This window comes from Chryseobacterium sp. JK1, assembly GCF_050632815.1.
In the GTDB taxonomy this organism is placed as follows: Bacteria; Bacteroidota; Bacteroidia; order Flavobacteriales; family Weeksellaceae; genus Chryseobacterium.
Map to the genome: position 1 here is coordinate 1657071 of NZ_JBODRU010000001.1, position 26489 is coordinate 1683559.

Annotated in this window: 27 protein-coding genes; 7 read left to right on the forward strand and 20 right to left on the reverse strand. The window is 35.9% G+C overall.

Annotated elements, in window-relative coordinates:
- Positions 1-14: 14 nt before the first annotated feature.
- From menA to gyrA, 4 genes are all read right to left on the reverse strand, one after another.
- The gene (gene menA, locus ACQ76T_RS07480) at positions 15-944 is read right to left on the reverse strand and encodes a 1,4-dihydroxy-2-naphthoate octaprenyltransferase (protein WP_431342692.1); all 930 of its coding nucleotides are present in this window, start codon (positions 942-944) and stop codon (positions 15-17) included.
- Positions 945-1019: 75 nt separating this feature from the next.
- Positions 1020-1856, reverse strand: coding sequence for a 1,4-dihydroxy-2-naphthoyl-CoA synthase (locus ACQ76T_RS07485; protein ID WP_034697698.1), 837 nt, complete (start codon positions 1854-1856; stop codon positions 1020-1022).
- A gap of 156 nt (positions 1857-2012) precedes the next feature.
- Positions 2013-3050, reverse strand: coding sequence for a tetratricopeptide repeat protein (locus ACQ76T_RS07490; protein WP_431342693.1), 1038 nt, complete (start codon positions 3048-3050; stop codon positions 2013-2015).
- 27 nt (positions 3051-3077) lie between these two features.
- On the reverse strand, positions 3078-5699 hold the full coding sequence (gyrA, locus tag ACQ76T_RS07495; RefSeq protein WP_431342694.1) for a DNA gyrase subunit A: 2622 nt from the start codon (positions 5697-5699) through the stop codon (positions 3078-3080).
- Positions 5700-5847: 148 nt separating this feature from the next.
- On the opposite strand from gyrA, the gene ACQ76T_RS07500 reads away from it, so the two are divergent.
- Complete coding sequence (locus tag ACQ76T_RS07500) at positions 5848-6162, forward strand: DUF4286 family protein (protein WP_431342695.1); 315 nt, start codon at positions 5848-5850, stop codon at positions 6160-6162.
- A 60-nt stretch (positions 6163-6222) separates the two neighbouring features.
- Here the strand turns inward: ACQ76T_RS07500 and ACQ76T_RS07505 are convergent, their stop codons facing one another.
- The 5 genes from ACQ76T_RS07505 to ACQ76T_RS07525 form a co-directional block, all read right to left on the reverse strand.
- Positions 6223-6456 carry a hypothetical protein gene (locus ACQ76T_RS07505; protein WP_431342696.1) on the reverse strand — a complete coding sequence of 78 codons (234 nt, stop codon included), beginning with the start codon at positions 6454-6456 and terminating at the stop codon, positions 6223-6225.
- A gap of 105 nt (positions 6457-6561) precedes the next feature.
- A complete protein-coding gene (locus ACQ76T_RS07510) occupies positions 6562-6738 on the reverse strand; it encodes a quinol oxidase subunit 4 (RefSeq protein WP_431342697.1) in 177 nt (58 codons plus the stop codon).
- Between the two features lie 103 nt (positions 6739-6841).
- Positions 6842-7333: an N-acetyltransferase family protein gene (locus ACQ76T_RS07515; protein ID WP_431342698.1), complete on the reverse strand. Its 492-nt coding sequence runs from the start codon at positions 7331-7333 to the stop codon at positions 6842-6844.
- 6 nt (positions 7334-7339) lie between these two features.
- Positions 7340-7852: a DUF421 domain-containing protein gene (locus tag ACQ76T_RS07520; protein WP_431342699.1), complete on the reverse strand. Its 513-nt coding sequence runs from the start codon at positions 7850-7852 to the stop codon at positions 7340-7342.
- Positions 7853-8036: 184 nt separating this feature from the next.
- Entirely contained in the window at positions 8037-9257 is a 1221-nt protein-coding gene (locus tag ACQ76T_RS07525) for an MFS transporter (RefSeq protein WP_431342700.1), read from the reverse strand.
- A 152-nt stretch (positions 9258-9409) separates the two neighbouring features.
- Here ACQ76T_RS07525 and ACQ76T_RS07530 point away from each other — a divergent pair, with 152 nt between their 5' ends.
- The 4 genes from ACQ76T_RS07530 to ACQ76T_RS07545 all read left to right on the forward strand — a co-directional run bounded on the left by ACQ76T_RS07530 (position 9410) and on the right by ACQ76T_RS07545 (position 11186).
- Positions 9410-10000 carry a TetR/AcrR family transcriptional regulator gene (locus tag ACQ76T_RS07530; RefSeq protein ID WP_431342701.1) on the forward strand — a complete coding sequence of 197 codons (591 nt, stop codon included), beginning with the start codon at positions 9410-9412 and terminating at the stop codon, positions 9998-10000.
- 69 nt (positions 10001-10069) lie between these two features.
- A complete protein-coding gene (locus ACQ76T_RS07535) occupies positions 10070-10528 on the forward strand; it encodes a hypothetical protein (RefSeq protein ID WP_431342702.1) in 459 nt (152 codons plus the stop codon).
- A 2-nt stretch (positions 10529-10530) separates the two neighbouring features.
- Positions 10531-10833 carry a DUF3817 domain-containing protein gene (locus ACQ76T_RS07540; protein ID WP_431342703.1) on the forward strand — a complete coding sequence of 101 codons (303 nt, stop codon included), beginning with the start codon at positions 10531-10533 and terminating at the stop codon, positions 10831-10833.
- Positions 10830-11186 carry a rhodanese-like domain-containing protein gene (locus tag ACQ76T_RS07545; protein ID WP_431342704.1) on the forward strand — a complete coding sequence of 119 codons (357 nt, stop codon included), beginning with the start codon at positions 10830-10832 and terminating at the stop codon, positions 11184-11186. The genes ACQ76T_RS07540 and ACQ76T_RS07545 overlap by 4 nt, the downstream gene beginning before the upstream one ends.
- Before the next feature lie 60 nt (positions 11187-11246).
- Here ACQ76T_RS07545 and ACQ76T_RS07550 read toward each other — a convergent pair whose 3' ends face one another.
- Both ACQ76T_RS07550 and ACQ76T_RS07555 read right to left on the reverse strand, forming a co-directional pair.
- The gene (locus ACQ76T_RS07550; RefSeq protein ID WP_431342705.1) at positions 11247-12200 is read right to left on the reverse strand and encodes a nitrilase family protein; all 954 of its coding nucleotides are present in this window, start codon (positions 12198-12200) and stop codon (positions 11247-11249) included.
- A 65-nt stretch (positions 12201-12265) separates the two neighbouring features.
- Positions 12266-13060, reverse strand: coding sequence for a helix-turn-helix domain-containing protein (locus ACQ76T_RS07555; RefSeq protein WP_431342706.1), 795 nt, complete (start codon positions 13058-13060; stop codon positions 12266-12268).
- 202 nt (positions 13061-13262) lie between these two features.
- On the opposite strand from ACQ76T_RS07555, the gene ACQ76T_RS07560 reads away from it, so the two are divergent.
- Complete coding sequence (locus ACQ76T_RS07560; RefSeq protein WP_431342707.1) at positions 13263-13769, forward strand: pyridoxamine 5'-phosphate oxidase family protein; 507 nt, start codon at positions 13263-13265, stop codon at positions 13767-13769.
- A 121-nt stretch (positions 13770-13890) separates the two neighbouring features.
- Here the strand turns inward: ACQ76T_RS07560 and ACQ76T_RS07565 are convergent, their stop codons facing one another.
- Genes ACQ76T_RS07565 through ACQ76T_RS07575 form a run of 3 tightly spaced genes read right to left on the reverse strand, consistent with a single transcriptional unit; the run spans position 13891 to position 15493 of the window.
- Positions 13891-14124: a thioredoxin family protein gene (locus tag ACQ76T_RS07565; RefSeq protein WP_431342708.1), complete on the reverse strand. Its 234-nt coding sequence runs from the start codon at positions 14122-14124 to the stop codon at positions 13891-13893.
- 4 nt (positions 14125-14128) lie between these two features.
- Complete coding sequence (locus tag ACQ76T_RS07570) at positions 14129-15007, reverse strand: dihydrodipicolinate synthase family protein (RefSeq protein ID WP_431342709.1); 879 nt, start codon at positions 15005-15007, stop codon at positions 14129-14131.
- Between the two features lie 30 nt (positions 15008-15037).
- A complete protein-coding gene (locus ACQ76T_RS07575) occupies positions 15038-15493 on the reverse strand; it encodes a cupin domain-containing protein (protein ID WP_431342710.1) in 456 nt (151 codons plus the stop codon).
- A 101-nt stretch (positions 15494-15594) separates the two neighbouring features.
- Between ACQ76T_RS07575 and ACQ76T_RS07580 the strand changes: the two genes are divergently transcribed.
- The gene (locus ACQ76T_RS07580) at positions 15595-17028 is read left to right on the forward strand and encodes a PLP-dependent aminotransferase family protein (RefSeq protein ID WP_431342711.1); all 1434 of its coding nucleotides are present in this window, start codon (positions 15595-15597) and stop codon (positions 17026-17028) included.
- 101 nt (positions 17029-17129) lie between these two features.
- Here ACQ76T_RS07580 and ACQ76T_RS07585 read toward each other — a convergent pair whose 3' ends face one another.
- From ACQ76T_RS07585 to ACQ76T_RS07610, 6 genes are all read right to left on the reverse strand, one after another.
- The gene (locus ACQ76T_RS07585) at positions 17130-17534 is read right to left on the reverse strand and encodes a hypothetical protein (RefSeq protein ID WP_431342712.1); all 405 of its coding nucleotides are present in this window, start codon (positions 17532-17534) and stop codon (positions 17130-17132) included.
- Positions 17535-17720: 186 nt separating this feature from the next.
- A complete protein-coding gene (locus ACQ76T_RS07590; protein ID WP_431342713.1) occupies positions 17721-18611 on the reverse strand; it encodes a hypothetical protein in 891 nt (296 codons plus the stop codon).
- On the reverse strand, positions 18611-20632 hold the full coding sequence (locus ACQ76T_RS07595; protein ID WP_431342714.1) for a hypothetical protein: 2022 nt from the start codon (positions 20630-20632) through the stop codon (positions 18611-18613). The genes ACQ76T_RS07590 and ACQ76T_RS07595 overlap by 1 nt, the downstream gene beginning before the upstream one ends.
- Before the next feature lie 77 nt (positions 20633-20709).
- Positions 20710-23538, reverse strand: coding sequence for an excinuclease ABC subunit UvrA (uvrA, locus tag ACQ76T_RS07600; RefSeq protein ID WP_431342715.1), 2829 nt, complete (start codon positions 23536-23538; stop codon positions 20710-20712).
- A gap of 497 nt (positions 23539-24035) precedes the next feature.
- Entirely contained in the window at positions 24036-25919 is a 1884-nt protein-coding gene (locus ACQ76T_RS07605) for a type VI secretion system baseplate subunit TssF (RefSeq protein ID WP_431342716.1), read from the reverse strand.
- Positions 25920-25943: 24 nt separating this feature from the next.
- Positions 25944-26384, reverse strand: a complete 441-nt coding sequence (locus tag ACQ76T_RS07610) for a GPW/gp25 family protein (RefSeq protein WP_431342717.1) — start codon at positions 26382-26384, stop codon at positions 25944-25946.
- Between the last annotated feature and the right edge of the window lie 105 nt (positions 26385-26489).

Consider the following 26489-nt stretch of genomic DNA (forward strand, 5'->3'; position numbering starts at 1 on the left):
GTATTATTTTAGATTTAGTTAAACAAATTAAGCCCGGCTGCCGTAAGAATAGCCATTACAAACGTCATGATCCCAACCTGCTTTAAATATTGATCTAATTCTTTTGGTTCTTTTACGGATAGAATCTTTCTTCTCAGCTTTGATAATGGAAACATAAGAATCATTACAATGAAAACATAATAGTTTTGACCCTGTATAAATCCATTAAGCCCTAAAAACATAAGAATAAGCAACAATGGAAGCTGCAGAAGAACCATTTCATAGATCATTGCATTTTTGAATCCTATTCTTAATGCAAAGCTGTTCTTTCCTGATAATCTGTCACTTTCAATGTCTCTCATGTTGTTCAGGTTCAGAACGGCCATACTCATCATTCCCACTGCCGTTCCCGGTAACAGGATATCCCAGCTGAACGTTTTTGTAAACAGGAAATAGCTTCCACATACCGAAACAAGTCCAAAGAAGATAAATACAAAGATATCTCCCAATCCCATGTATCCATAAGGTTTCTTCCCCACTGTATACCCGATTGCCGCTAAGATACAAGCGATTCCCAATCCTATAAAGACATAGAATTCATTCATATATTCCGGAATGAAGGCTACATACAGTAAAGCAACTGTAGCTATAAAAGACAGTGCGGAGAAAAGAATGACTGCATTTTTCATCTGCTTAGCTGTAATTTTCCCTGATGCTACGGCCCTTGCTTCTGCTTCGTTTATTCTTTTGGCATCGGTACCTTTTACTCCATCTCCATAATCATTGGCGTAGTTCGAAAGAATCTGATAAAGAAGGGTTACCAAAAGTGCCAGAGCCAAAATTTTCCAATCCCAGATTCCACCTTCACCGTAAAGTCTCCATTTGGCAATGAAGGCTCCCATAATAATTCCGCTTAAGGAAAGCGGTAAAGTTCTTAGCCTTGCGGCTTTTATCCAATCAGTCATACTATTTATAAGTAATAAGCAATGGGTACTAAGTAATGAGCAATATTTCTCATTACTTAGTACTCATCATTAATGTTATGATATCCATTGATCTTCTCCGAAGTTTGGCTTTCTTTTTTCAAGGAATGCATTTCTACCTTCCTGCGCTTCTTCGGTCATATATGCTAAACGGGTAGCTTCTCCGGCAAATACCTGCTGGCCTACCATTCCGTCATCTGTAAGGTTCATTGCAAATTTCAGCATTCTGATAGATGTTGGTGATTTTGCTAAGATTTCCTGCGCCCATTCGTACGCTGTATCTTCCAATTCTGCATGAGGAACTACTTTGTTCACCATTCCCATTTCGAAAGCTTCCTGAGCGGAATAATTTCTTCCTAAAAAGAAGATCTCACGGGCTTTTTTCTGACCAACCATTTTTGCAAGGTACGCAGATCCGTATCCTCCGTCAAAACTTGTTACATCAGCATCTGTCTGTTTGAAAATAGCGTGCTCTTCGCTTGCTAAAGTAAGGTCACACACTACATGAAGAGAGTGTCCTCCTCCTACGGCCCATCCTGGAACAACCGCAATAACTACCTTTGGCATGAAACGGATTAAGCGCTGAACTTCAAGGATATTCAAACGATGTCTTCCGTCTTCTCCTACATAGCCCTGGTGTCCTCTTGCTTTCTGGTCTCCTCCGCTACAAAATGCCCAACCTCCGTCTTTTGGACTTGGTCCTTCTCCTGAAAGAAGAACAACTCCAATTGAAGGGTCTTCGTAAGCATCGTAAAAGGCATCGTATAGCTCTGAAGTTGTTTTAGGTCTGAAAGCATTGCGTACTTCCGGTCTGTTGAAAGCAATTCTTGCTACTCCATTACTTTTTTTATAGGTAATATCTTCGTATTCCTTGGCGGTTTTCCACTCGATCATCTGATAAAAATTTTTCTCAAAGATACGGAATTACAGAGAATTTCCGGGGGTGAAATTTAGGGTTTACTACAACAAAAAATGCAGATATTTTTTCAATAAAAAAAGTAAAACCGGAACATTTACTGTCCCGGTTTTTATAGTTGGTTATCAAAATGATTATTTTCCTCCAGCCGCTGTAAGTTCAGCTTCTTTCGCTTTCATTTCTTTAACTTTATCCATGTTTTTAGTTACCATATAAATTTCTTTTAAAGCAGTAACTGCGTCCAGACTCTTTGGAGAGGCTTTATACCATCCTTCAGCATAAGGTAATGCTTTGTTGAATCTTTCTCTTCTTTCGTCAATCAGCTTTGAAGCCTCATCCGGTTTATCTTTTCTTAAAGCGTTGATTTGTGCTACGATCGTAGCATCATCTCCGATTGTAGTGTAAACCAAATTCTGGTGTGCATCAGCAAAGTCAGGCTTAAGCTGAATCGCTTTTTTGAATGACTCTAAAGCATCGTTCACTGTAGCCGGAGTTTTAGCCTGCATTACCCCAAGGTTGTACCAGTTTGTAGGGTCGTTAGGGTTTTTCGCCAACTGCTCTTTCAAACCAGAAACGAATTTATCTGTATTCCCAGATGCAAGGTAAGCCGAAGTCTGAGCTTCTTTAAGTTTAGCATTATTTGGATATTTAGCTAATCCTTTTTCAATAATTACTAAAGCTTCATTAGATTTTTTTGCATTCAGAAGTAATGTCGACAATGTCTCGTACAACTCAGGTTCTACACTTTTAGACTGTTCTGTTTTGAAGTCGCTATAATCTGGATTTTTCTTCATAAGCTCCCAAGTAGCTTTATCCAAATTCACTACCTGACCAGTCTTTTTTTCTTTTGCTGTATAAGTAGTTTCTACTCCTGTAAAGCCAGAGTTAACCAAATCTGTATATATCTTGATGGATTGGTCACTGTTATTGGCTAACGCGTGGCTAAGCCCTGCATAATACATATAAATTTTGTTGTCCTGGCCTGTAGACTTCAATAAGTCATAAACTTCCATAAACTTAGGAGCTGCAGCTGCATAATTTTTTGCATTATACGCATCCATAGCAACCTTGTTAGCTTCCTGAAGTTGTGCATTCAAAGCATTCGCATCTTTTTTCTGCCCAAAAGCGAAAGCAGACGCTACGATAGCCATTCCTAAAATCAGTTTCTTCATAATAACTATTTTATATTAATTGTACATTTATTCTTCGGAATCCTCAGTTCCCTCTGCCGGATTTTCATTTTCAGCCTGAGGTGTTGTATTGTCGTCTTCTAGGTTATCAAATAGCGTTCCTGTTCCTTCTTTAATTCCGCCTTCAATTTCTTCACCCCCTTCATTTCCTTCGATTTCTTCGGAATCTTCTTCTACATCTTTATCCATTTCTACTTTTGCAATAGCTGCAATTTCGTCATTTTTCTTAAGATTGATCAGTTTTACTCCCTGAGTATTTCTACCCATTACTCTCATTTCGTCCATTCCCATTCTGATGGCAACACCGGATTTATTGATGATCATCAACCCATCTTCATCGGTTACATTCTGAATAGCAATAAGGTTTCCTGTTTTTTCGGTAATGTTCAGGGTAATAACTCCTTTTCCACCTCTGTTGGTAATTCTGTAGTCTTCTACTGCAGTTCTCTTTCCGTATCCTTTTTCAGATACTACAAGTACGGTTTCGTTCTCCACATCATTCACAACAATCATACCAATAGCCTCATCATTATCTTCCATAGCAATACCACGAACCCCGATAGATCCTCTACCTACTTCTCTTACTTTTTCTTCAGGGAAACGGATACATTTACCATTTTTGGTGGCGATCATGATCTGAGAGGTACCATTCGTAAGGTATGCTCCTAACAACTGGTCATTGTCTCTAATTTCAATAGCATTCACCCCATTTACTCTTGGTCTTGAATACGCTTCCAGAGATGTTTTTTTGATTGTACCGTTTTTGGTAACCATTACAACACTCATCTGGTTTACATATTCAGAATCTTTCAGGTTGTTGGTTCTGATGTATGCCTTGATCTTGTCATCCGGTTCAATGTTGATCAGGTTTTGTACGGCTCTTCCTTTTGACGTTTTTGAACCTTCAGGAATTTCGAATACTCTTAACCAGTAACATCTTCCTTTTTCTGTGAAGAATAACATATACTGGTGGTTGGTTGCAGAAACAATATACTCCAGGAAGTCAGAATCTCTTGTGGTAGCAGCTTTGTTACCTACACCTCCTCTACTTTGAATTTTATATTCTGAAAGTGAAGTTCTCTTGATATATCCTGCGTGAGAGATTGTAAGAACTACAGATTCGTTCGGAATGATGTCTTCGATAGACATTTCACCTCCTGAATAATCGATTTCCGTTCTTCTTTCGTCACCGTATTTTTCTTTGATTTCAGCAAGTTCATCTTTAATGATCTGGAATCTTCTTGGCTCATTGGCTAAGATATCTTCTAAATCAGCAATTTCTTTCATGATAGTATCGTACTCGTCACGGATCTTATCAAGCTCCATTCCTGTAAGACGCGCCAGTCTAAGGTCAAGAATTGCCTGAGCCTGAATTTCAGAAAGTTCGAATGCTTCAATCAAACCTTCTTTTGCAGCCTGCGGATTGGCACTGTGACGGATAATTGAAATAGCTCTGTCCAGTGAATCCTGAGAACCGATCACCTTCATGAATCCTTCTAAGATATGCGCTCTTTCTTTTGCTTTTTTAAGCTCATACTTCGTTCTTCTTACGATAACTTCATGTCTGTGCTCTACAAAGTGATGGATAATATCTTTCAGGTTCAGCTGCTCCGGTCTTCCGTGTACCAATGCGATATTGTTTACACTGAAAGAAGTCTGAAGGGCTGTATATTTATATAATAAGTTGAGAACAACATTTGGAATGGCATCATTTTTCAGTTCATAAACCACACGAAGACCTGTTCTGTCTGATTCGTCTCTGATCTCATGAATACCCGGAATTTTTTCATCTTTAACAAGTTCTGCTGTTCTGGCAATCATTTCAGCTTTGTTTACCTGATAAGGAATTTCAGTAACGATAATTGCGTTTCTGTTTCCTATTTCATCAAAGTTAACTTTTGCTCTTAAAACTACTCTTCCTCTCCCTGTGTGGAATGCATCTCTTACTCCGTCATATCCATAGATAATCCCACCTGTAGGGAAATCCGGAGCAATGATGTGCTGCATCAGCTCATCAATGGTAATTTCTTTGTTATCAATATAAGCACAGATTGCGTCTACAGATTCGGATAAGTTATGAGGAGCCATGTTGGTAGCCATCCCTACTGCGATCCCGGAAGTACCGTTTACCAATAGGTTTGGAACTTTAGTAGGCATTACTGTAGGTTCCTGCAAGCTGTCGTCAAAGTTATTCTGAAAATCAACTGTTTCTTTGTCTAGGTCTGAAAGAACCTCATCAGAGATTTTTTTCAATCTTGCCTCAGTATAACGCATTGCCGCTGGCGGGTCACCGTCCATGGAACCGAAGTTACCCTGCCCATCCACTTGTGGATAACGCAAACTCCAGTCCTGAGCCATTCTTACCATTGCATCGTAAACAGAAGAGTCTCCGTGCGGGTGGTATTTACCCAAAACATCCCCAACAATTCTCGCAGATTTCAAATATTTTCTATTAGAAAAAACCCCTAATCCATACATACCATACAGTACTCTTCTATGAACGGGTTTCAAGCCATCTCTTACGTCAGGTAGCGCTCTTGAAACGATAACCGACATCGAATAATCGATATAAGATGACTTCATCTCATCAACAATGTTGATAGGAATCAGTCTTTCTCCTTCTTTTTGCATAAACAAATTTTATTATAATGATAGTCAGACCCTTAGCTGAAAGTCTGAAAATTATTTATTTCCAATTTTTATTAACGGGCTAATTTACGAAAAAAATGCCGATTTTTGCGATAGAATTTATCCACAAAATCTTAAAAATTCTTAAAATATGAGCGTATTAAGTATAACTTTCCACTGTACGAAAAATAATCTGGAAGAATGGGAAACTTATATTGATGAAACATTGGTTTTAATGACCGAAAATTTGATGGATGTGAGCAAGTACATCCTTTCAGAAGTTCATAGTGATTATATTGATGAAGGAAAGAATTATAATCTGCTGTTGATTTTTGATAATGATGATCTCCGAAACGATTTTATGGAGAGCGAACTTCAAAATATTGCAGAGCACATTGAGAAAAAGTTCGGGCAGGAAGTAATGATCTTCAATACATTCCTCAATCCGAAAAAGAAAAGACTGTAATATTATCATTATAAAGGAAAAGCACTGAAATTTGTCAGTGCTTTTTTTATGATGTTCATTTTATCTGTGAAATCCACCATGATGGCCACCTCCCATTGGATGATGAAATCCTCCGTGGTGTCCGCCACCATATACGTATACTCTCTCTGTGTATCTTGGACCGTAACCATAGCCGTAATTATAGTATCTTGGTCCATAATATCCATATCTAGGTGTTCTTACTCCGTAATATGCATCTGCCGTACAAGATGACAGCATGAATATTATCATCATGACCATTATAGCCTTCAACATAGTTTTCATTGTATTGTCACTTATTTTGTTACATTATAAAATAATCAATGTTGATGCCAAAACGATATAAAATGCAGACTGTTTTTAACCTTTTATTCTTTACTATTAATTTCTTTTTTTCACCTGTCCCGGAGCATAATCTTTGGCACTTCCACCATAGATTTTTTTGGCCTGTCCGGGTGGAATTTTCTTCGCCTGATAGCTATTGTTATCATATGCAACACACGAAGTAAGCATACTTATTATTATAAACATCCCTGCAATTTTACTTACACTTTTCATTATTTCTCCTTTTTCAAACTTGAGTATCACTTATAACAAGGGTGATGCCAAAGCGTGAATAAAATCATTAGTGAGTGTTAAACTTTTCGTTCTTATATGATCATTAAACGATTTCGCTTCTTTTTTCCATCATCACAAGATCTTTCCATTTGCCGTTGAGCTTGCCTATCTTTTTACGAACGCCTACGGTTCTGAATCCGTTTTTCTGATGAAATCTGATGGACGTTTCATTTTCGGGAAAAATATTGGTCTGCAAAGTCCAAAATCCGTGATCTTCGCTATCCAGAATCATTTTTTTTAGCAATACTGAACCTAGACCTTTTCCCTGGTATTCATTATCGAAATAAATACTTACATCTGCTACTCCTTTAAAGCCTTCTCTTTTGCTTACAGGTTTCAGGGCACACCATCCTACCACTTCATTGTTTTCGTTTTCCAGCACCCAGCGGCAATCGTTGAAATATTCCATACTCCAGGCTTCTGCCGTTGGAACTTCTGTTTCCAGTGTGGCAATACCGCTTTCTATTCCCTGTCTGAAAATTTCCAGTACCCGCGGCTCATCGCTGGGAAGCATTTCTCTTAATTCGTAGTTCATTGTAATTTAGTGGTATTTTCTTTTTATTTTTCTTTTAATTCTTGAGTAATGGGTCTGCTTGCTTTTTTCATCTTCAGAAACAACACTGATGTTTCCATCTACTTCCAGAACGGATAATTTGACATTTTTAATCTGATCGATCCCATGTTCTCTAATCGCTTCTTCCAGTTCACTTTGTGTAATCTTGGCACGGTTCAGAGCTGCCTGATCTGCTACTCCATCTCTGATAAGAATAACAGGTTCGTCTTCCATTAAAGTTTCAAAAGAACGATTGGAAAACATAATTCTTTTTAAAATAAAGTTAGCCACAAAAAGAACCAAAGCTGCAATAATACCTCCCTGTAAAGAAGTATCCGGGCCCACCATTGCATTTTGAACAGCATTGGAAATAAGCAACAGCAATACAACATCTCCTGCATTGAGCTGAGAAAGCTGATTTTTGCCAAATAAACGAATAGCAATCACCATAAAAAGGTAAACGCAAAGGGAACGAACAGCTACATTAAGAATAGGGTCCACAATTTTTTTTATCTACTCAAATGTATTAAATTTTTGATTAATCCAACAGAGGTTTTAATATTGAAAGTTTAACTGCTGGTATTCAATAAGAATGTCTATTATATAAATAAAAAAATTAGCCGCGAACATACAAATTAGTGTGCTCGTGGCTAAAAAATTAAACCATTGAAAAATACCGTGATTGTTATTTATTTTTACTCAAACGGATGCTATATAAGGTAATGAGTACTGTAATCACAAGAAACAAAGCTCCAATCCATGGAGTGCTCCCTAAACCCAGTGCTGAAGTCACAATAATTCCGCCTGCATAAGACCCGATAGCAATTCCAATATTGAAGGCTGCTATATTAATTCCTGAAGCCACATCTTCAGTACCGGGAAGCTCCTTCTCTGCAATCTGCACTACCAAAAGCTGAAGCCCCGGAACACTGGCAAAAGAAAGCGCTCCTAAAAAGAAAAGAGTAACAATACTTAATACCGGGCTGCTTACTGTAAAATAAAAAGCCAATAGAATTAAACCCTGAGCGGCAAACATCCATAGAAGAGCTTTCAAAGGGTTTTTATTGGCAACTTTACCTCCAATCAGATTTCCCAACGCAATGGCCACTCCATAAATAAGCAGGATAAAAGTTACTGTAGACTCCTGAAAACCTGTTATCTTTTGTAAAATAGGTGATAAATAAGTAAAAACAACAAACGTTCCTCCATATCCCATAGCGGTCATTAAAAAGGCGAAAATCAATCTTTTATTTCCCAGTACCTTAAACTGGCTTTTTAAAGACGCCGTTTTACCATTCTTTAAACTGTTAGGAACCAATAATAAACTTGCTAATAGTCCTATAATTCCTAATATTGACACTCCTATAAAAGTTGCACGCCAACCAAAATGTTGTCCTATGAAAGTCCCTAGAGGTACTCCAGTTACGATGGCTAATGTAAGACCGGCAAACATAATGGAAATTGCCGTAGCTCTTTTTTCTTCCGGAACCAATGATGCAGCAATTGTAGAACCGATGGAAAAGTAAACGCCGTGAGCAAACCCTGTTAATATTCTGGCGAGAACTAATGTTATAAATCCAGGTGCAATAGATGCCAATCCGTTTCCTATAACAAATAGCAGCATGATAGAAACCAAAAGTCTTTTACGGGGAATCTTTCCTGTTAAAGCTGTTAAAATAGGTGCTCCAATGGCGACTCCAATTGCATAAAGACTTACCAAAAGTCCTGCAGAAGGAATGGAAATTCCCAGATCGGAGGCTACAGTCGGTAGAAGTCCCACAATCACAAACTCTGTAGTACCAATGGCGAACGCGCTTATTGTAAGTGCCCATAACGCAGCCGGAAGTCCTTTGCTTTTTATACTTCCAGACGTTGGACTGATTTGTATTTCTTTTTGAAAATTCATTACGTTGTAATTTTATTGATGTTGATGATGCAAATTTCCGACGAATAATTGTATTATAAAAATTATTTAAATTGTACAATTGTATCAGAATAATAATACATTTCATTTTTATGCTGAAAATTTGTTCCTTTGTATTATAATTCTCAAAGTACATGAAGAAATCAGAAGCTACCCGTCTCAATATTCTGCAGAAAGCGTTTGAACTTATCTATATCAAAGGCTTTCAGACGACAAGCATCGATGAGATCATTGCAACGACTCAGGTGACTAAAGGGGCTTTTTATTATCATTTTAAAACCAAGGATGAAATGGGCCTTGCCATCATTAATGAACTGATGAAACCTAATTTCAGACGTACTTTTATTGATTCTCTTCAGGAAAACGACAATCCTTTGGAAAGTATTTATCAGATCATTTACCATCTTCTGATAGAAAATGATTTTTTGAAGGTTGAATATGGCTGCCCTACTTCCAATTTTATACAGCAAATGGCTCCGTGGAATGAGGCTTTTACCCAGGCTTTATTCGAGCTCTCAAGAGAATGGGAAGATGCCTTCACAGAAAGCATAAAAAAAGGAAAAGAAGCAGGCATCATCAAAAAAGAAGTAAACCCTGTAGAAGTAAGTGTTTTTGTTATTTCCGGATATTGGGGAGTGCGTAATCTGGGTAAACTTGAAAATTCAAAAGGAGTATATCTTGTTTATTTAAAGGGACTTAAGTCTTATTTTAACACATTGCAATAATTTTTTCAACAAAAACATACTAATTAGTATGTTTTTTATTTTACCTTTACCACATCAAAAAAATAATTGATGTACCAAACGCTTACCTTTTTACATTCCATAACCCGATGGTTGGTTCTGTTGAGTTTGACCTATACTCTTTTCCGTTCCTATAAAGGATATTTCTCCAACGGGAAATTCACCAAAACAGACGATACTGTACGGCATTGGACCACTACGATTGCGCATATTCAATTGGTCATAGGAATGATCTTTTATTTCAAAAGTCCTATTGTTCAATATTTCTGGAAAAACTGGAAGGAGGCAAAAGAATCGTTTGATCATTTATTTTTTGGAATGATTCACATTTCATTCATGATTATTGCGATTGTCATTATTACAGTCGGATCCGGATTGGCCAAAAGAAGATCATCAGACAAAGAGAAATTTAAAACCTTATGTGTTTGGTTTACTATTGCGTTGGTTATTATTTTCATTGCTATTCCGTGGCCGTTTTCTCCATTTGCCAACAGACCTTATTTCAGATAATTATGATACATTTATTAAAATCAAAAGTCGGCCGGCTAAGGATTCTGGCCATTTTAGAAGGCATTTCATTGTTGAGCCTGGTTTTTATTGCAGTTCCTATGAAACATTGGTTGGAAAATCCTTCTTTAGTAAGGATATTAGGCCCAGTACACGGAACTCTATTCCTTCTCTTTTTGTTCAATACACTGAGTATAGGCGTAGAACAGAACTGGAAGTTTAAAGAAATAACGTGGAAAATAATTCTGGCATGTTTTATTCCGTTCGGAACATTTTACATTGACAACAAAATATTGAGTAAGCTATGAAAAACCTTCTCATACTGTGTGGAATTGTCCTTACTCTATATATTGCGTATAAGGTTTACCGATTCAATACATTGGACAAAGGATTACCTCAGCTGATCAGAAACGGAGCCGTTGTTCTCGATGTAAGAACGGAGAAAGAATATGAAACAGGACATATCAAAGGTTCCGTAAATATTTCATTAGGAACTATCAGAGAGCGTTATGCAGAGCTTGATCCCAAAAAAGTATATATTACGGTATGCTCCCATGGCCTTCGAAGTGTAAAAGCAGAAAATATTTTAAAGGAAAAAGGCTTCCAACATGTTTATAATGGCGGAGCATGGAGTGATCTGCAGAAGACGATTACCCCATAAAAGACAGGAAGATGAAGAAACGTTTTACATTACCTTCATCTTCCTTTTATTTTCAACCTTTTAAACCGTTTTATTATTCAACCACACTACTTTCTGTTCAGAAAGATGCTCCTGCCCTATAATTTCTCTGTATAATTCCGGTCTTCGGGCCTGTATGTATCGGTATCCGCCTGCCTGGGTAAGCTTTTCCGGTGTAATAACGGCAGATTCAAAACTGTCGTCAAAAGAACGACATTCTGCAATAACATCACCAAAAGGATCGATAATCATAGAGCAGCCGTTTTTCAGCTGATCATCATCCATGCCGATAGGATTTGAAAAAACAATATACGCTCCGTTATCATAAGCTCTTGACGGAAGCCACTTCATCAGCCAATCCCGACCCTTCATCCCGTTGAACTCTAACCGTAAAGAGGTAGGATCTGCAACTCTGTTTTGCCAAAGATCAGGATTCACAAAACCTGCCCCCGGTCTTGTAGAAGGTGTACACATGGTAACGTGAGGCATAAAAATGATATCTGCGCCAAGAAGTTTTGTCGCTCTTACATTCTCAATAATGTTATTATCATAGCAGATAAGAATACCACATTTCCAACCCATAATGTCGAATATACAATATTCGTTTCCGGGCGTAAGATGAGGATTGATAAATGGATGCAGCTTTCTGTACTTAGCCTTTAAGCCCGTTTTATCAACACATACATACGCTTTATAGAGAAAATCTTCTTCGTCTTTTTCAAAAAGCCCTGCCAGAATAGTAATATTATACTGATCAGCAATCTGCTGTAATCGCTGAATACTTTTTCCTTCAGGAATAAATTCAGCAATATCAAGAAGTTGTTCTTTGGAAAGTTTTCTGGCAAAAGTATATCCGGTAATGGAACATTCGTGAAAAACGATGACATGAGAACCCTGAGAAGCGGCTTGTGAGGAAAGTTTTTCTATAACGGAAAGATTGTATTCTTTATCTCCGCTTTTATTTTCGAATTGTGCTGTTGAAATGGTAATGTTCATTATTTTTTTTCAGCAAAGCTACAGGACCTCATCGCCGAAAAATTGTATAAAACCGACTTTTTGATTTACAGTTCAATGAAATTAACCGCCATTTTATTTTCGGTTTTCAAGTACTGCTTCGGGGTTAGACCTACATTATTCTTAAATTCCCTGATCAGGTGAGATTGGTCCGTATATCCCGCATCATAAGAAAGCGTTGTCAGATTTTCATTATATTTTCTGTTATTCATAAGACTTAAGAAGTAATGGAGACGGATAATATTGCTATATTTCTTTGGGGATATTCCCATATGATTTTCAAACTTTCTTTCCAGATGCCGTTCCGTATATCCTGTGAATCTTTCCAATTCTTTTGAGGATACAGAACCTTTATTCTGAAGAATATATTTTTGAACTGCTGTTATAAAAGCATAATCAGAAGTGTTTTCTCCTGTTATAAATTCTGTAAAAAAAATGTTGAGATCATGAATAACAGTCAGAGGATTAATTTTGTTTAAAAGATTTTCCTGAAAACGCTGGAAACTGTTTTTCAATACATCTTCAACAGAAATAATACTGTCTTTGACTTCTTTAGCAGAAGCTTTCACAAGAATATTTAAAAAATAAGGCTGAAATACCACCGCAACTAAAGAAAATGCACCTTTAGAATAAAAATCTTTATAGCTGCTTAAAGTTCCATAGAAAAAAGACAGCGGCATATGATCTTCTGAGCCCGAAGAATAGAGATTCATGTCACCCGATAAAATAAGTCCGGTACTGCCATCGGTAAACAGACGTACATTACTGATCTCTTTTGAATTCTCTAAAAAGATGTAATGCCGTATAAAAGGAGACAGATGTTTTGGAGGTGAAATCTGCATATTCAAATGTACATAAATTACCTGCTAAGAGCAATTAATTCCTCTAATTAAGCTTTCATCACACAAATTCCGAAAATTTTTATTGTTAAAAAACAGCACATGTACCACACGGAATTTCCGTTTGGTCAGGTATTTGAATATTTTATTATCATCATTCCTGAAAAGGATTTTCATGATTAACCAATCACTAAAATAATATACGATGTCAACACAAAATCTTACCCACCTCGAAGCAATCAAAAAAATCAAAGAACTGTCGGAAAGTGCCAAAATATGTATGTTCTGTACAGAATTGGAAACCGTTCCTGTAACTTCAAGACCAATGACACTCCAGGAAACTGATGACAGCGGAAATCTCTGGTTCATCAGCAGTGAAACCAGCAACAAAAATTTTGAAATAAAAGAGGATCGCAGAGTACAACTGTTCTTTATGAATAATGGTGATGCCCAATATCTGTCAGTTTACGGAAATGCTTCTGTATATAAGGATAAAGCTACCATAGAAGAAAAATGGTCTCCACTGGCCAAAGCCTGGTTTGATGGGAAAAATGATCCGAATGTTACGATTATTCGCGTAGAGCCCCAGGAAACATATTACTGGGATACTAAGGCAGGAAAATTAGTCAGTCTTTTTAGTTTTGTAGCCTCTGCTATTACTGGTCATAAGACTAATAATTCTGATGGAGTTGAAGGTAATGCAACTATTTAAGGTGTAATTAACCTTTCTTATCCAGGTATTTTCTGGTGATACAGTAGAATCGCCATCAAACTTATGTATAAATCAAAAAAAGGCGGCTCATTTCTGAAGCCGCCTTTACAAGATTAAAATGTTATTTTTTCACCTCCTCTAGGGAAGCTCCAAAGTTAATATGGAGAACATTTCCATTGGGTGTTATTAAAGCCGGAACAGATTTTACGCCTGCTTTTTCGGCAGTTTCAATTTGGCTTTTGTCATTTCCTAAATGGATAACTTCAACGTTTTCGGCTCCGATAAGCTGAATGATATCCTGCTCTGCACTGATACATACCGGACATCCGGCGTGATAAAAAACTGATTTTTTCATAAGATTAAATAGATGTTATTATGTTCTTTAATTCTTCTACTTCCTTTTGAGGTAAAGGTTTCAAGGGGCTTCTCAGGTTTCCGCCTTCTTCACCAAGAATATTCAATCCTGCTTTAACGGCTCTTGGAAGTCCTTTACTTACAATAAACTTCAACAAATCAAACTGTTTGTAGAAAACCTCTTTTGCTTTTTGAAGATTTCCTTCCTCAACAGCATTATACAGCTCTATTGTAAGTTCGGGAATCAAATTGGGTGCGGCAGTGCACCAACCCTTTGCCCCTGCGGTAAATGCGGCCAATGCAAGAGGATTAGATCCGTTATAAAAAGCCACATCTTCTCCCAGTTCTTTTCTTAAAAAATGCATTCTCTGAATATCTCCTGTACTTTCTTTAATCATCGTAACATTCGGAATTTCAAGCAATCTTCTTAATACATTAGGAGACATATCTACTCCACTGGTTGCAGGATTATTATAAGCCATAATGGGGATTGAAATTTTCTGCGCTACCGCATCATAATGCGCTACAACTTCATCATCGGTAAGCTTCCAATAGCTCATGGGAATGATCATAACTGCATCTGCTCCGGCCTGCTCTGCAAATTTTGCATGATGTACTGTTCTTTCGGTCGTCAGATTGGAAACTCCTACAAGCGTTGGTATTCTTCCTTTTACCTGCTGTATCGTAGCTTCTGTTACAGCTTCTTTTTCGTCATCAGATAAATAGGGCATTACGCCGGTACTTCCCAAGGGTGCAATCGCGTGGCTTCCGGAAATAATAAGTCTTTCCACCAAATGCTTAAATAATGGAATATCAATCTTTTCCTTATCATCAAAAGGAGTAATGGGATAAGAAATAATACCTTTAAATGGAACGTTCTTCATTTTGAGTCTGTTTTACCTTTAATTATTGAGCTATAAATCTCTTCCTTCTTCTTCTCTCAGAGCTATTCCTAGGTTCTGCAATTGAGGTGCATTTTCACAGGCAATGTATTTTGCAGGTTCTGTGTCACTCATATTCTGATGTTTATGCCATGCCCATGAAGGAATATAAACCGCATCACCCGCTTCCCAATGTACTCTTTCGTCTTCAACCTCTGTCCAACCCTTTCCTTCTATTACAAAAAGAACGGTCTCATAGGTATGACGGTGTCTGTTGGTCTGCTGCCCCGGCAATAAACCTCCAATGGTCATACTTACATTTTTACTTGGAAGGTCTACAAAGAAAACCGGATGTTTTCTTTCTGTGGAAAACTGATTGTGTTCTCCTGCATTTTCTACATTTTTATGAATTAAATGACTTGGTTTTACATACTTTGGTCTTGCAAAGGTTTCATGAAAATCTTTTGAACTGAATTGTTTTTTGTCCATGATTTTAAAAATTAATAAGTTCTGTGCTTTATTGCATGACAAAATTATCTTATATTAGGACCACTTAAATGATTCAGTTTTCACATAAACAGATAGTCCAGATGCTTAGACCTTGGAAATTAGAATTAGAAATCAATAAAAATATTGACAAAGCCGTTTATCTCCAGATTGCGGATACCATCATTGGAGATATTCGTTCAGGAAGACTGAAGGCCGGAGATGCTCTTCCCGGAAGCAGAAATCTGGCCATGAGCTTAAAAATTAATAGAAATACTGTTGTAGAAGCTTATCAGGTGCTGATTAATGAAGAATGGGTGATTTCTAAAGAACGTAAAGGTATTTTCGTATCCGATCAGCTTCCTTCTTTACGGGAACAAAGACACGAAAAAGGAAATGATCCCTCCCATCACTTCAGTCCTCTTCATGGGAATATGATCAATTTTGATGATGGCCACCCTGATAGTAAAATTGCGCCCGTCACAGAACTAGCCAGGGCTTACAGACAAATTTTCAGTATCAAGGCAAAGTGGCAGATGATGGGTTATGGAAATGAACATGGGGAAACAGAATTCAGGAAAATGATCTCTCAAATGTTGAATCATCAGCGAGGCATGCAGATTAACGAAGATGAAATTTCCATTACAAGAGGCAGCCAAATGGCCATGTTTCTGACTGCTCAAAGTTTATTAACCTCCGGTGACCATATTATCGTAGAAAATCCAGGATATCAACCCGCCTGGCAGGCTTTTGAATATGCCGGAGCGCAGCTTTTACCCGTAGAAGTAGATGAGGAAGGAATATGTGTAAAAACGGTAGAAAAGCTTCTAACCCAAAATAAAAATATAAAAGCCATCTACATTACTCCTCACAGACAATATCCTACTACAGTTACGTTAAGTTTGGCAAGAAGGTTAAAACTTATTGAGCTGTCCAACCAATATCATGTTACTATTATTGAGGATGATTATGACAACGAGTTTCACTTCGGCTACCGTCCTATTCTTCCTCTTTCCAGTTTTCCGGAACTTAATCATTATGTTTATATCGGGACATTAAGCAAAGTGGTTGCTCCCGCTTTAAGGATTGGCTATCTGGCTACCAAAAATCAGGATTTATTACAAAAAATAGGAGCTTTGAGAAAAATTATTGATGTACATGGAGATGTCATTATGGAACACGCTGTTCTTCAGCTGATCAAGGAAGGAGCAGTAAAGAAACACATCAAAAAAGCAACTGTACATTATAAGGGCAAAAGAGATTTCGTATTTAAACTTTTGCAGAAACATATGCATGATATTTGTGATTTTACACTTCCTGAAGGCGGGCTAGCTTTTTGGATCGTTCCCAAGTCGAATTTAAACTGGGATGTGGTAACCTCAGCGTTATGTGACAGGAATATTAAGATCATTCCCCCTAAACAGTACAGCCATCAACCGATTAATGGTTTTAGGCTAAGTTATGGAGCGCTTTCTGAAGAACAACTGGAGCAAAGTATACCGATTATTGCAGAAATTCTCAGAAAATTGGCTGAATAGGCTTCCTCTCTTTCTTAGTATATAAAAACCAAGCTGCTTCATTTCTGAAACAGCCTGATTTTTATGCATATTTAACGATGGGAGCATCGCTACAAAATATTTTATCTGTTATTGATCTCAACTGTTACAGGCATTACATAGGTATAAGCCATCATATTGTCATTGAGGTCTTTGCGGTCTACTCTGTAATCAAGCTCGCTCAAAACAGTTTCAATTTCCCTGTCTACGGTTTTGCAGTCTCCGTTGGAATGAACATTGACAATTTTTCCGTTTTTAGCGATATCAAATTTAACAACTGAATTAACTGTTCCCTGCTGATATTCTGGATTGGTTAGATCAAAATTAGCCATCAGCTTGCCTCTGATATCATTGAATGTTTGATTTTTAGTCAGTTGAATTTCCTGAATGGTATTGTGATCTGTAGCCTGAGCTTTCACACCATTAAAAACAGCAGCGAATCCGCAAACAAAAAGTGAAGCCAAGAATATTTGAATTTTATTTTTCATAACTAACTGATTTTAAGAATTATACTAACATTATTTTGTATCTCTTATCCAAAGTTATTAAAAATAATTCATATTAATTTTACATTGAGTTAACATTGAGTTAACATTTAAATTTAATTTACTGATTTACAATGTTATAAATTTTGAAAATTTTTGAAAATTTAATATTGGGAGATAAAACTTTAATTAATAACTGTTTTTAAGTTCTTCAATAATGTCATGTTTAAATTTGGAAAAAGGTCTTTGATGATGATTATCTTCTTTAGTTTCAATACCGAAAATCATTCGATAAGCTTCTTTTTTTTTCATAATACCATCAAAATTACTTTCAATTATATTTAAAAAAGTATCTGAATATTTCATTCTTAAATCATACAAATCTTTAAGCTCAAAGTTTGAATGAGCATTATAAATTTCTTCTGTTTCAAAAAAATCTAAGGTTCTTTTTATTTTGGAATTTTCATTACTTTTAATTTTTACAGAAAGTTTGTTCAAAGAGTCTACATCATATGAAAACTTAAATTCTCTTTCATTTATATCAACTTCGCTAATATAAGGATGAAGATGTAAATCTTTGTTTAAAGGACTACTCCCTTTTATCGTACTGTTACAAATAGAACAGGATGGAATTAAATTATAAATAGAAAGTGCTAACAAAGGGTAATCCTTTTGAGAAAAATAATGATCAAATTGCGGTCTTGAGATTCTAGTTGAATCATTTACTCTATTTGTTTCCGGATCCGTATAAGCAATTGTCAAAGTATAATTTCGATTGCAATAAGTACACGTATTTATTCCAATTTTTTCGGCTATTTTATATGAAAATGGTTTAGACTGAGATATATATAATTCATAATTAAAAACTTTTTCAATTATTGACTTATTCTTCAATTCACAAGGTGATGCAGTATGAATATCTAATAAAATCTCTGGCTTTTCAGTTAGCAAAGCTTTAATAATATCTTCAGTTAAAAATTTTTTTGAGACTTCTGATAAATTAGAACAATTTATTTTATCTTTCATTTTTAGATAATACCAGTTTAATTTATCTGCTGAAATTTCATTTAGCTTAAACATTAATCATTAATTTTTATATTATACTTTCTTGCTAATCTTTCCAATTCTTTCATTTCATCTTCCTTTAGCTTTTCTTCATCAAAAATCTCATAATACATTTCGTTAAGTTTATTTTTTAAAAGAGGCTCGCCAATTAGTTCAATAATTCTTTTTGCTAATTCTTTTTTTTCTCCATTCTTTTCTTTAATAATGTTAATGACTTTATTGATTTTATTTTTTGCAAAATCTCCCATCAATATTTTTTTTCCATCTTCTTCTTCCGCAAAGAAAAAACCTTCTGCTAATAAGTCAGTAATATTGGCTCCAAAAGTATTTATCTCCTTAAAATCTTCAGGGTTACCATTATCTATAAATAATACATTCTGTTTAGGAATATCTGATAAAATAAACGGTGAATGTGTTATGAAAAGTAAATTAATCATTTTTATATCCCTAAAATCAGAATTATAAATTTGTTGCAACAAATTATTTATAAATCTTCTTTGAAATTCTGGATGAAAATAAAGTTCAATTTCATCAAGAATTATATTTACATACTCGTATTTAATAATTTCATCTTTTTTAACTGAATTAATATTATTTAAATGATAGATTATAGAACTAATTGTGTGAATCAATTGTTGTTCACCAGAACTTAAACTATCAAATTCAATTAAATCATTTTTATTTAAGCTTTCAATTAATACATTAATTTCAAAAACTGGTGGAGGTAAAATTTCAATCAAAGGGAGATTATCTTTTTCTGAAATAGCATTTAACTTTCCTGATAGTTCCTCAATATCAATAAATAAATTAGAATCGTAGACGCTCCAAACACCTGCATGATATTTTATATAGTTAATAGTTTGTTGTAATTTATATATAATATGGCTTGGATGTTCTTCTATATAATCTAAAAATCCTACGATATCTATATTATAAAATGTCTTATTATCGATAGTTTTAGGAACAACAAATTTTTTGTAAGACTCATACTTATGACAAATACTTATAATTTTGTACATTATGTAAGTGTCAAAATCTTCTTGATTTGTGATTTCTATATCAATAATATCAAACTTCTCCTTTGTTTTTTTTAGAATTTCTAAAGGATTTTGGATCAAATGCTGATTAACAAATATTCCAAAATTTGGCTTTTCAAGATATTCAATTTTTTTAAAATAGGGAGCATCATTTGGTAATCTTTCCTGTTGTAAATTATCTATTACTTTGAATTTTTTCTTCTTTATCCCTTTTATTTGTATCTTCTTTGCTATACCATTATCTCCCATTTTTCGTAGAGAGAAATTTTCATTTGATACAGGTTTTAAGATATTTGCCAAAAGTCTCTGTTGAAGTAAATATTGTTCATTATTAATATCAATAATGCCAGCTAAACCGTTGTCTTTACTTTCTCGTTTTGGATTAATAACTACAGGAATTTGATATGAATCATTTTTATGAAATAATTCATCAATCCACTCTCCCATATACCAAGAATTAAATGCATATAATGAATAATTTATAATCATAGAATAAAAAAAATTATCTAAATGAAAATCTATTTTTTTAGAAATATTATATAAGTTAAAGCTTGTACCATCTACCTCTAAGCAATAATACTCGGTTTTTAATTCATAAAAAATTTGACAATGTATGTTCTTGCAATCTGCATCACTATCTATTTCTTTTAATTCTGCAGAAGTTTTTAATTGTTTTGTTTTATCATAATTAAGTAGAGAGTAAGAAACTTGATTTATACAAGCTATAAACAATTCAACTATCGCACTTTTGCCACTTCCATTTTTTCCAACTATTGCAGAAATATTAATTTTATCTCCATATAGGTTTATAGGAACAGTCGATTCATATTTGATATTTGAAACTTCAATTAGTTGAGAGAAATCAATTATTTCATTTTCTTTAGCATCTTGAAATTCATAATCATTATAAAATTTATAAATTTTATTTCTTTCAAGATTTTTCAAAAATTTTGTTGTGCAATTCTCCAAGGGACGTATTGCAAGTAATTTAAAGCTCATGTTTATTCGTTTTCACCAAAAATAAATAAAAAAACCACAATTTCCATTGTGGTTTCCCGTAATATATCTATATAATTTTATAATTCCTTCTTCAAAAATTTCCCAGTCAAACTCTTCTTAGACTTCACAATTTCCTCAGGCGTTCCCTGCGCAACAATTTGTCCGCCGTGTTTTCCACCTTCGGGACCTACGTCGATAATATGATCGGCGAGTTTTATTACATCCATATTATGTTCAATGATAATGAAAGAATTTCCTAATTCTACCAATTGATTAATAGCATCCATCAGGATTTTCACATCTTCAAAATGAAGTCCGGTTGTGGGTTCATCAAGAATGTATAAAGTGTTTCCGGTTTGTCTTTTTGATAATTCCGTTGCCAACTTGATACGTTGCGCTTCTCCTCCCGAAAGTGTGGTAGACTGCTGCCCCAATGTGATATATCCCAAACCAACATCCTGCAGAGTTTTCACTTTAGCAAAAATCTTTGGAATCGGCTGGAAGAACTCTACGGCTTCATCAATCGTCATATCCAGAACATCAGAGATTGATTTTCCTTTGTAACGAACTTCAAGGGTTTCTCTGTTAAAACGTTTTCCGTTACACGTTTCGCAATGTACGTATACATCCGGAAGGAAGTTCATTTCAATCACTTTTAATCCTCCTCCCTGGCAGGTTTCGCATCTTCCGCCTTTTACGTTGAAAGAGAATCTTCCCGGCTTATAACCACGGATTTTACTTTCCGGCAGCTCTGCAAAAAGGTTTCTGATATCGGTAAACATACCTGTATAAGTTGCAGGATTTGAACGAGGCGTTCTTCCGATCGGAGTCTGGTCTACGTCTACAATTTTATCAATATTATCCAGCCCTTCAATCTTTTTGTATGGTAACGGTTCCTGAACTGCTCTGTAGAAATGTTTATTCAGGATTGGATATAGCGTTCCGTTGATCAGGGAAGATTTTCCACTTCCTGAAATTCCGGTTACCACCACCAATTTTCCCAATGGAATATCTAAGGTTACGTTTTTAAGGTTGTTTCCTGTAGCGCCTTTCAAAAGAATATTTTTACCACTTCCTGCTCTTCTTTCTGCAGGAATTTCAATTTTTCTTTTTCCGTTGATATATTGAGCCGTAATCGTATCGGCTTTTAATAAATCTTTCGGTTTTCCCTGCCAGAGAATCTCTCCACCGAATTTTCCGGCTCTTGGACCAATATCCAACACCTCATCGGCCTCAAGAATCATGTCTTTATCATGTTCTACTACCAATACAGAGTTTCCGATATCTCTAAGATTTTTTAATGAATGAATCAGTCTTTCATTATCTCTCTGGTGAAGCCCGATACTAGGTTCATCCAGAATATACAGTACATTTACCAATTGGGATCCAATCTGCGTTGCCAGACGTATTCTCTGTGACTCACCTCCTGAAAGGGTTTTTGAACTTCTACTCAAACTCAGGTAATCTAATCCTACATCCAACAGAAACTGAAGTCTGGTTTCAATCTCTTTTAAAATTTCGTGAGCAATGATTTTATTTTTCTCTGAAAATTTATCTTTAACATCCGCCAGCCAATCTTTTAAATCAGCCAAACTTAAACCGTTGACTTCGGCAATATTTTTTCCGTCTATCTTAAAGCTTAAGCTTGAAGGCTGAAGACGTGTTCCTCCACATTCCGGGCAGGTTTCTTCTGTCGTAAAGTGTCTTTCCAGTAAAATTGCCTCGTAAGATTCTCTCTCATCGATAATTTCTTCCATGAAAGCAATTAAGCCGTCAAAGCTGATCTTTATTTTTTTTGTAATTCCTGCGTATTTCAGGTCTTTATTAAATTCTTTATGACAACCGTTATAGATATAATCCAGTGCTTCTTCAGGAATATCCTTCATCGGAGTGGTTAATCCCAATCCAAAGATCTCAAGGATATTTTTAATCTGAGAAAGGATCCATTTATTCGATTTAATATCTTCGAGCGGAAGCAAACCTCCCTGATTAATGGACAACTTTGGATTATCAATAAAATAATCGGTATTGATTTTTTTGATCATTCCCAACCCTTTACAATTTGGGCAGCTTCCTTTCGGAGAGTTGAATGAAAAGGTATTCGGTTCCGGTAATGCTAAAGAGTGTCCTGTTTCAGCATCCATAAGGTTTTTGGAAAAGTATTCAATATCTTTACTTCCCAGCTTCTGAATTCCGATAATGCCTTCTCCCATTTCCATTGCGGTACGCAGGGATTTTTCCATTCTGTTTTCTGAAGCGTTTTCCCCAATGATCCAACGATCGATGACGATATCAATATCGTGGGTTTTATAACGGTCAAGTTTTAAGTCATATTCAATATCCTGCAACTCACCATCAATTCTTGCCTGGCCATATCCTTTTTTTGCCATCTGTACAAAAAGTTCATGATAGTGACCTTTTCTTGAACGAACTACGGGTGCAAGAAGCATAATCTTCTCACCTTTGTAGTTTTCTTTAATGGTTTCCAGAATCTGATCTTCGGTATAACTTACCAACTTCTGCCCCGTGGACAATGAATAGGCATCTGAAACTCTTGCATATAAAAGACGTAGAAAATCGTACAGCTCAGTAACCGTTCCTACCGTAGATCTTGGATTTTTATTGGTTGTTTTCTGCTCAATGGCAATCACCGGAGAAAGACCTTCTATTTTGTCTACATCAGGACGCTCCAAACCACCCAAAAACTGGCGTGCATAAGCAGAAAATGTTTCGATATAACGACGCTGGCCTTCTGCAAAAATGGTATCAAAAGCGAGTGAGGATTTTCCGCTCCCGGAAAGGCCGGTAATCACAACAAGTTCGTTGCGCGGAATTTTAACATTAATATTCTTTAGATTGTGTTCACGAGCTCCGTAAACTTCTATATATTCTGTTGATTTGCTCATAATTTGGGGTGATTTTGTCTGAAAATCACGACTGGCAAAATTACGGAATTTTTATGAAAATGTTTTTCCTTATAGGTGATTTTTTGACCACAGATTTCACGGATTTCCACAGATGTTTGCGTAGTGGAATTTTTATGAGAATGTTTTTCTGTATGGGGAATTATTTAACCGCAGATTTCGCGGATTTTCACAGATGTTTGCGTAAGTGGAGTTTTTATGAGAATGTTTTTCTGTATGGGGAATTATTTGACCACAGATTTCACGGATTTTCACAGATGTTTGCGTAGTGGAGTTTTTATGAGAATGTTTTTCTGTATGGGGAATTATTTAACCGCGGATTTCGCGGATTTTCACAGATGTTTGGGGAGAGGAGTGTTTATGAAATTGTTTTTACTTATGGGTTTATTATTATAATTAGATAACAGATATATATTGAAAATGCCGTAGAGGTACGGCATTTTTTTATTATTGGTTGTATTTTTAAAATCAGGATTGTTCTACATATCCTGGAATTCTATATCTTCATTGGTTACTTTCACAAGATACTCAATCCCATCTATAGCTTTGGCAATGATTTGATTTCGAAGGATATTGGCTCTGTTTTCCCAGTAGGCCCTTCCGTAAAAAGAATAATTTTGTGGGATAATTTCTACTTCTACCGTTCTTACAAAGCCTTCTTTAGGCTTATTGCTGATCATTGTTCCTCTTCTCACTTTCACCTCTCTCAGCTCATCCTTCAAAATCATTCGGCAATAGTTTTTAACGTCTTCAAGGGAAATAATTTTATCTCTTGTCGTCAAGGCATATTTATAAGCCTGAATGCTGTCTGTTCCTTTTTGTTCTTCAGCTCCGCCTAATGTTTCTGTAAGCAGAACAACGGTCTGTGATTTCAACTGGTTGGAAAGTTCAGTTCCAGGTCGCATATGGTTGGCAAGTGTACAGTGTGTTACCCAAAAGGAAGCATAGGTATGATCGGTTTTTTCTACAGGTTCCATAATCACATAGTTCAGTTCCTGTCTGACATTTCTTTTGGCGTTATTTACTTTCTGCACCATCGATTTCATTTTATCAGACATTTCGCTGAGAACGCCTTTTACATTATCTCTGTTCAGAAGTGAGAAAGCTGCAATTTCGTCTCTTGTAAGTTCAAGAACATTGGCAATCATATCTACTGCATTTCGGTTGGTAAAACGTTCCATGCCTCCTTTTCTTACCGTGTATAATCCTTTTTTAAGATCGTCTGCCGGAGTGAAAGGAATTTCCGTATATTTTCTTCCGTCACCATCCTGAACCTCATCTACATACAGAAAATGTTCCCCTTCGTCTGTGACTAACGGAATGTTGTTCCCCATAATATCCAGACTGTATTCTGTTTTTTTCCAGCCTCTGTTGTAAACTGGAAAAGCATTGAGTACAAATGAGAAATTATCCAGTATTTCTGCCGAAAACTGTGGCGGAAACTCAAAAGTAAGCCATAGATAACGTTTATTGTCAAGGTACTTTACAATTTCTTCTTTGCCGGCAAGAAAATCAAGGTTTTGAGGCAATTGTCCGGGTTCAGAAAACAGAGTATTGGAAATTCCTGTAATCTCGATGAATTTATGACGGTAGATACTTTTAATATCTTCAATAACTTTATTTCTGATGGACTGTTCTTTAAACATCTGCTCGTACCCATCGGCATGGCTTTCTGTAAGATAACTGAGCCCTTCTCTTACAAATAAAGGATTTCCATTACTGGTAACATTAATGTAAGGGAGTAATTTATAGACAAAGTCAAGATGTTCAAAAGCCGGATTGGAGCAGAATACGCTTAAATATTTCGGAAAATTTTCACTTACATATTTGGTAACGTCTACTCCTATTGTAATTTTTCTGTAATCTTCTGGTCTTCCCTGAAATCTTGCAATCGGAATTTTGTTGAATCTGTCATCAATACTATAGCAGGTATTTCCTACAAACATGATGGAAGTATGAACTTTATTTATTCTTACATTTCCTACGGGAGTAAAGGGAATATTGAGTTGCTTATCCGACTCCGATTTTACGGTGGAGGTCATTTGTTTACGGAAGAAAAACTCTGTGTGTTCCAACAAAACCTCAGAAGATTCGTAAGGTTGTGTAAATGCTACCGAATGGGCAGGAATAGGATGCGTATAAATGGATGGGGTAAGCAGTTTAGCCAGCTTTTCTAAAATACGGGCGTTTACAGTCTGTATTTCATTATTCGCTTTAAAAACTTCTGTGCTGAATGCGTCAATCAGTAATTTGACAAATGGATCTAAAGATTGCGGACTCTTCAATCCCCATACTTTAGTTGCATTTTGCAGCATTCTTGCTTTTACAGATTCTTTGGAGTAAATATTTTGATCTAGGTTCATAATTTTTTTTCAATGTTAAAAATATTAATCAATAGACATAGGGCTTAGGAACAGCTCTGTTGAAAAACTGAAGCGATCTCCTGTTTCCTCCATTTTTGCATTGATGGCAATTCTTACTTTCTTTTTGATTTCTGTGTGTTCTTTAGTATCGTAGCTGTGTTCTACAAATTGTATATGAGCATCAATCTGCGGGTTAACAATCCGGGGTTCATATTCCTGGATCTGTCTTTTAAGGCTTTTGATAAAAACGCTTTCCCAGATGGCGCTGGTAACTCCATTGTCGAATTCCAGATTCCAAACATCGTTTCCGTAGTTTTCATCATATCTGTTCTCCCCTTTTTTCGTGGTGATCAGCAGCATAATATTGTGGGCAATACTTTCCCCCATATCGCAGGTATCGATACTTCCGCCTTCGGTCATTAAAGTAGACGGTACGAAAGGCATTCTGTAATTTGGTGTATCCATAACTTTCTATTTTTACTTCATGGTCCTGTTTCTTTAAAAACAAGATACCAAAATACACATTTTCACTAAATAATTGCCAAACTATCTGAAATATTATCCAAAAAA

What these genes read in the sequence shown, in the direction of transcription:
- ACQ76T_RS07555 (WP_431342706.1), bottom strand. Translation starts at nt 13,060, where the DNA reads ATGCAGATTTCACCTCCAAAACATCTGTCTCCTTTTATACGGCATTAC.
- ACQ76T_RS07530 (WP_431342701.1), top strand. Translation starts at nt 9,410, where the DNA reads ATGAAGAAATCAGAAGCTACCCGTCTCAATATTCTGCAGAAAGCGTTT.
- uvrA (WP_431342715.1), bottom strand. Translation starts at nt 23,538, where the DNA reads ATGAGCAAATCAACAGAATATATAGAAGTTTACGGAGCTCGTGAACAC.
- ACQ76T_RS07565 (WP_431342708.1), bottom strand. Translation starts at nt 14,124, where the DNA reads ATGAAAAAATCAGTTTTTTATCACGCCGGATGTCCGGTATGTATCAGT.
- ACQ76T_RS07610 (WP_431342717.1), bottom strand. Translation starts at nt 26,384, where the DNA reads ATGGATACACCAAATTACAGAATGCCTTTCGTACCGTCTACTTTAATG.
- menA (WP_431342692.1), bottom strand. Translation starts at nt 944, where the DNA reads ATGACTGATTGGATAAAAGCCGCAAGGCTAAGAACTTTACCGCTTTCC.
- gyrA (WP_431342694.1), bottom strand. Translation starts at nt 5,699, where the DNA reads ATGCAAAAAGAAGGAGAAAGACTGATTCCTATCAACATTGTTGATGAG.
- ACQ76T_RS07540 (WP_431342703.1), top strand. Translation starts at nt 10,531, where the DNA reads ATGATACATTTATTAAAATCAAAAGTCGGCCGGCTAAGGATTCTGGCC.
- ACQ76T_RS07560 (WP_431342707.1), top strand. Translation starts at nt 13,263, where the DNA reads ATGTCAACACAAAATCTTACCCACCTCGAAGCAATCAAAAAAATCAAA.
- ACQ76T_RS07550 (WP_431342705.1), bottom strand. Translation starts at nt 12,200, where the DNA reads ATGAACATTACCATTTCAACAGCACAATTCGAAAATAAAAGCGGAGAT.
- ACQ76T_RS07590 (WP_431342713.1), bottom strand. Translation starts at nt 18,611, where the DNA reads ATGTTTAAGCTAAATGAAATTTCAGCAGATAAATTAAACTGGTATTAT.
- ACQ76T_RS07500 (WP_431342695.1), top strand. Translation starts at nt 5,848, where the DNA reads ATGAGCGTATTAAGTATAACTTTCCACTGTACGAAAAATAATCTGGAA.
- ACQ76T_RS07525 (WP_431342700.1), bottom strand. Translation starts at nt 9,257, where the DNA reads ATGAATTTTCAAAAAGAAATACAAATCAGTCCAACGTCTGGAAGTATA.
- ACQ76T_RS07490 (WP_431342693.1), bottom strand. Translation starts at nt 3,050, where the DNA reads ATGAAGAAACTGATTTTAGGAATGGCTATCGTAGCGTCTGCTTTCGCT.
- ACQ76T_RS07545 (WP_431342704.1), top strand. Translation starts at nt 10,830, where the DNA reads ATGAAAAACCTTCTCATACTGTGTGGAATTGTCCTTACTCTATATATT.
- ACQ76T_RS07515 (WP_431342698.1), bottom strand. Translation starts at nt 7,333, where the DNA reads ATGAACTACGAATTAAGAGAAATGCTTCCCAGCGATGAGCCGCGGGTA.
- ACQ76T_RS07605 (WP_431342716.1), bottom strand. Translation starts at nt 25,919, where the DNA reads ATGAACCTAGATCAAAATATTTACTCCAAAGAATCTGTAAAAGCAAGA.
- ACQ76T_RS07535 (WP_431342702.1), top strand. Translation starts at nt 10,070, where the DNA reads ATGTACCAAACGCTTACCTTTTTACATTCCATAACCCGATGGTTGGTT.
- ACQ76T_RS07510 (WP_431342697.1), bottom strand. Translation starts at nt 6,738, where the DNA reads ATGAAAAGTGTAAGTAAAATTGCAGGGATGTTTATAATAATAAGTATG.
- ACQ76T_RS07485 (WP_034697698.1), bottom strand. Translation starts at nt 1,856, where the DNA reads ATGATCGAGTGGAAAACCGCCAAGGAATACGAAGATATTACCTATAAA.
- ACQ76T_RS07585 (WP_431342712.1), bottom strand. Translation starts at nt 17,534, where the DNA reads ATGAAAAATAAAATTCAAATATTCTTGGCTTCACTTTTTGTTTGCGGA.
- ACQ76T_RS07505 (WP_431342696.1), bottom strand. Translation starts at nt 6,456, where the DNA reads ATGTTGAAGGCTATAATGGTCATGATGATAATATTCATGCTGTCATCT.
- ACQ76T_RS07580 (WP_431342711.1), top strand. Translation starts at nt 15,595, where the DNA reads ATGCTTAGACCTTGGAAATTAGAATTAGAAATCAATAAAAATATTGAC.
- ACQ76T_RS07595 (WP_431342714.1), bottom strand. Translation starts at nt 20,632, where the DNA reads ATGAGCTTTAAATTACTTGCAATACGTCCCTTGGAGAATTGCACAACA.
- ACQ76T_RS07570 (WP_431342709.1), bottom strand. Translation starts at nt 15,007, where the DNA reads ATGAAGAACGTTCCATTTAAAGGTATTATTTCTTATCCCATTACTCCT.
- ACQ76T_RS07575 (WP_431342710.1), bottom strand. Translation starts at nt 15,493, where the DNA reads ATGGACAAAAAACAATTCAGTTCAAAAGATTTTCATGAAACCTTTGCA.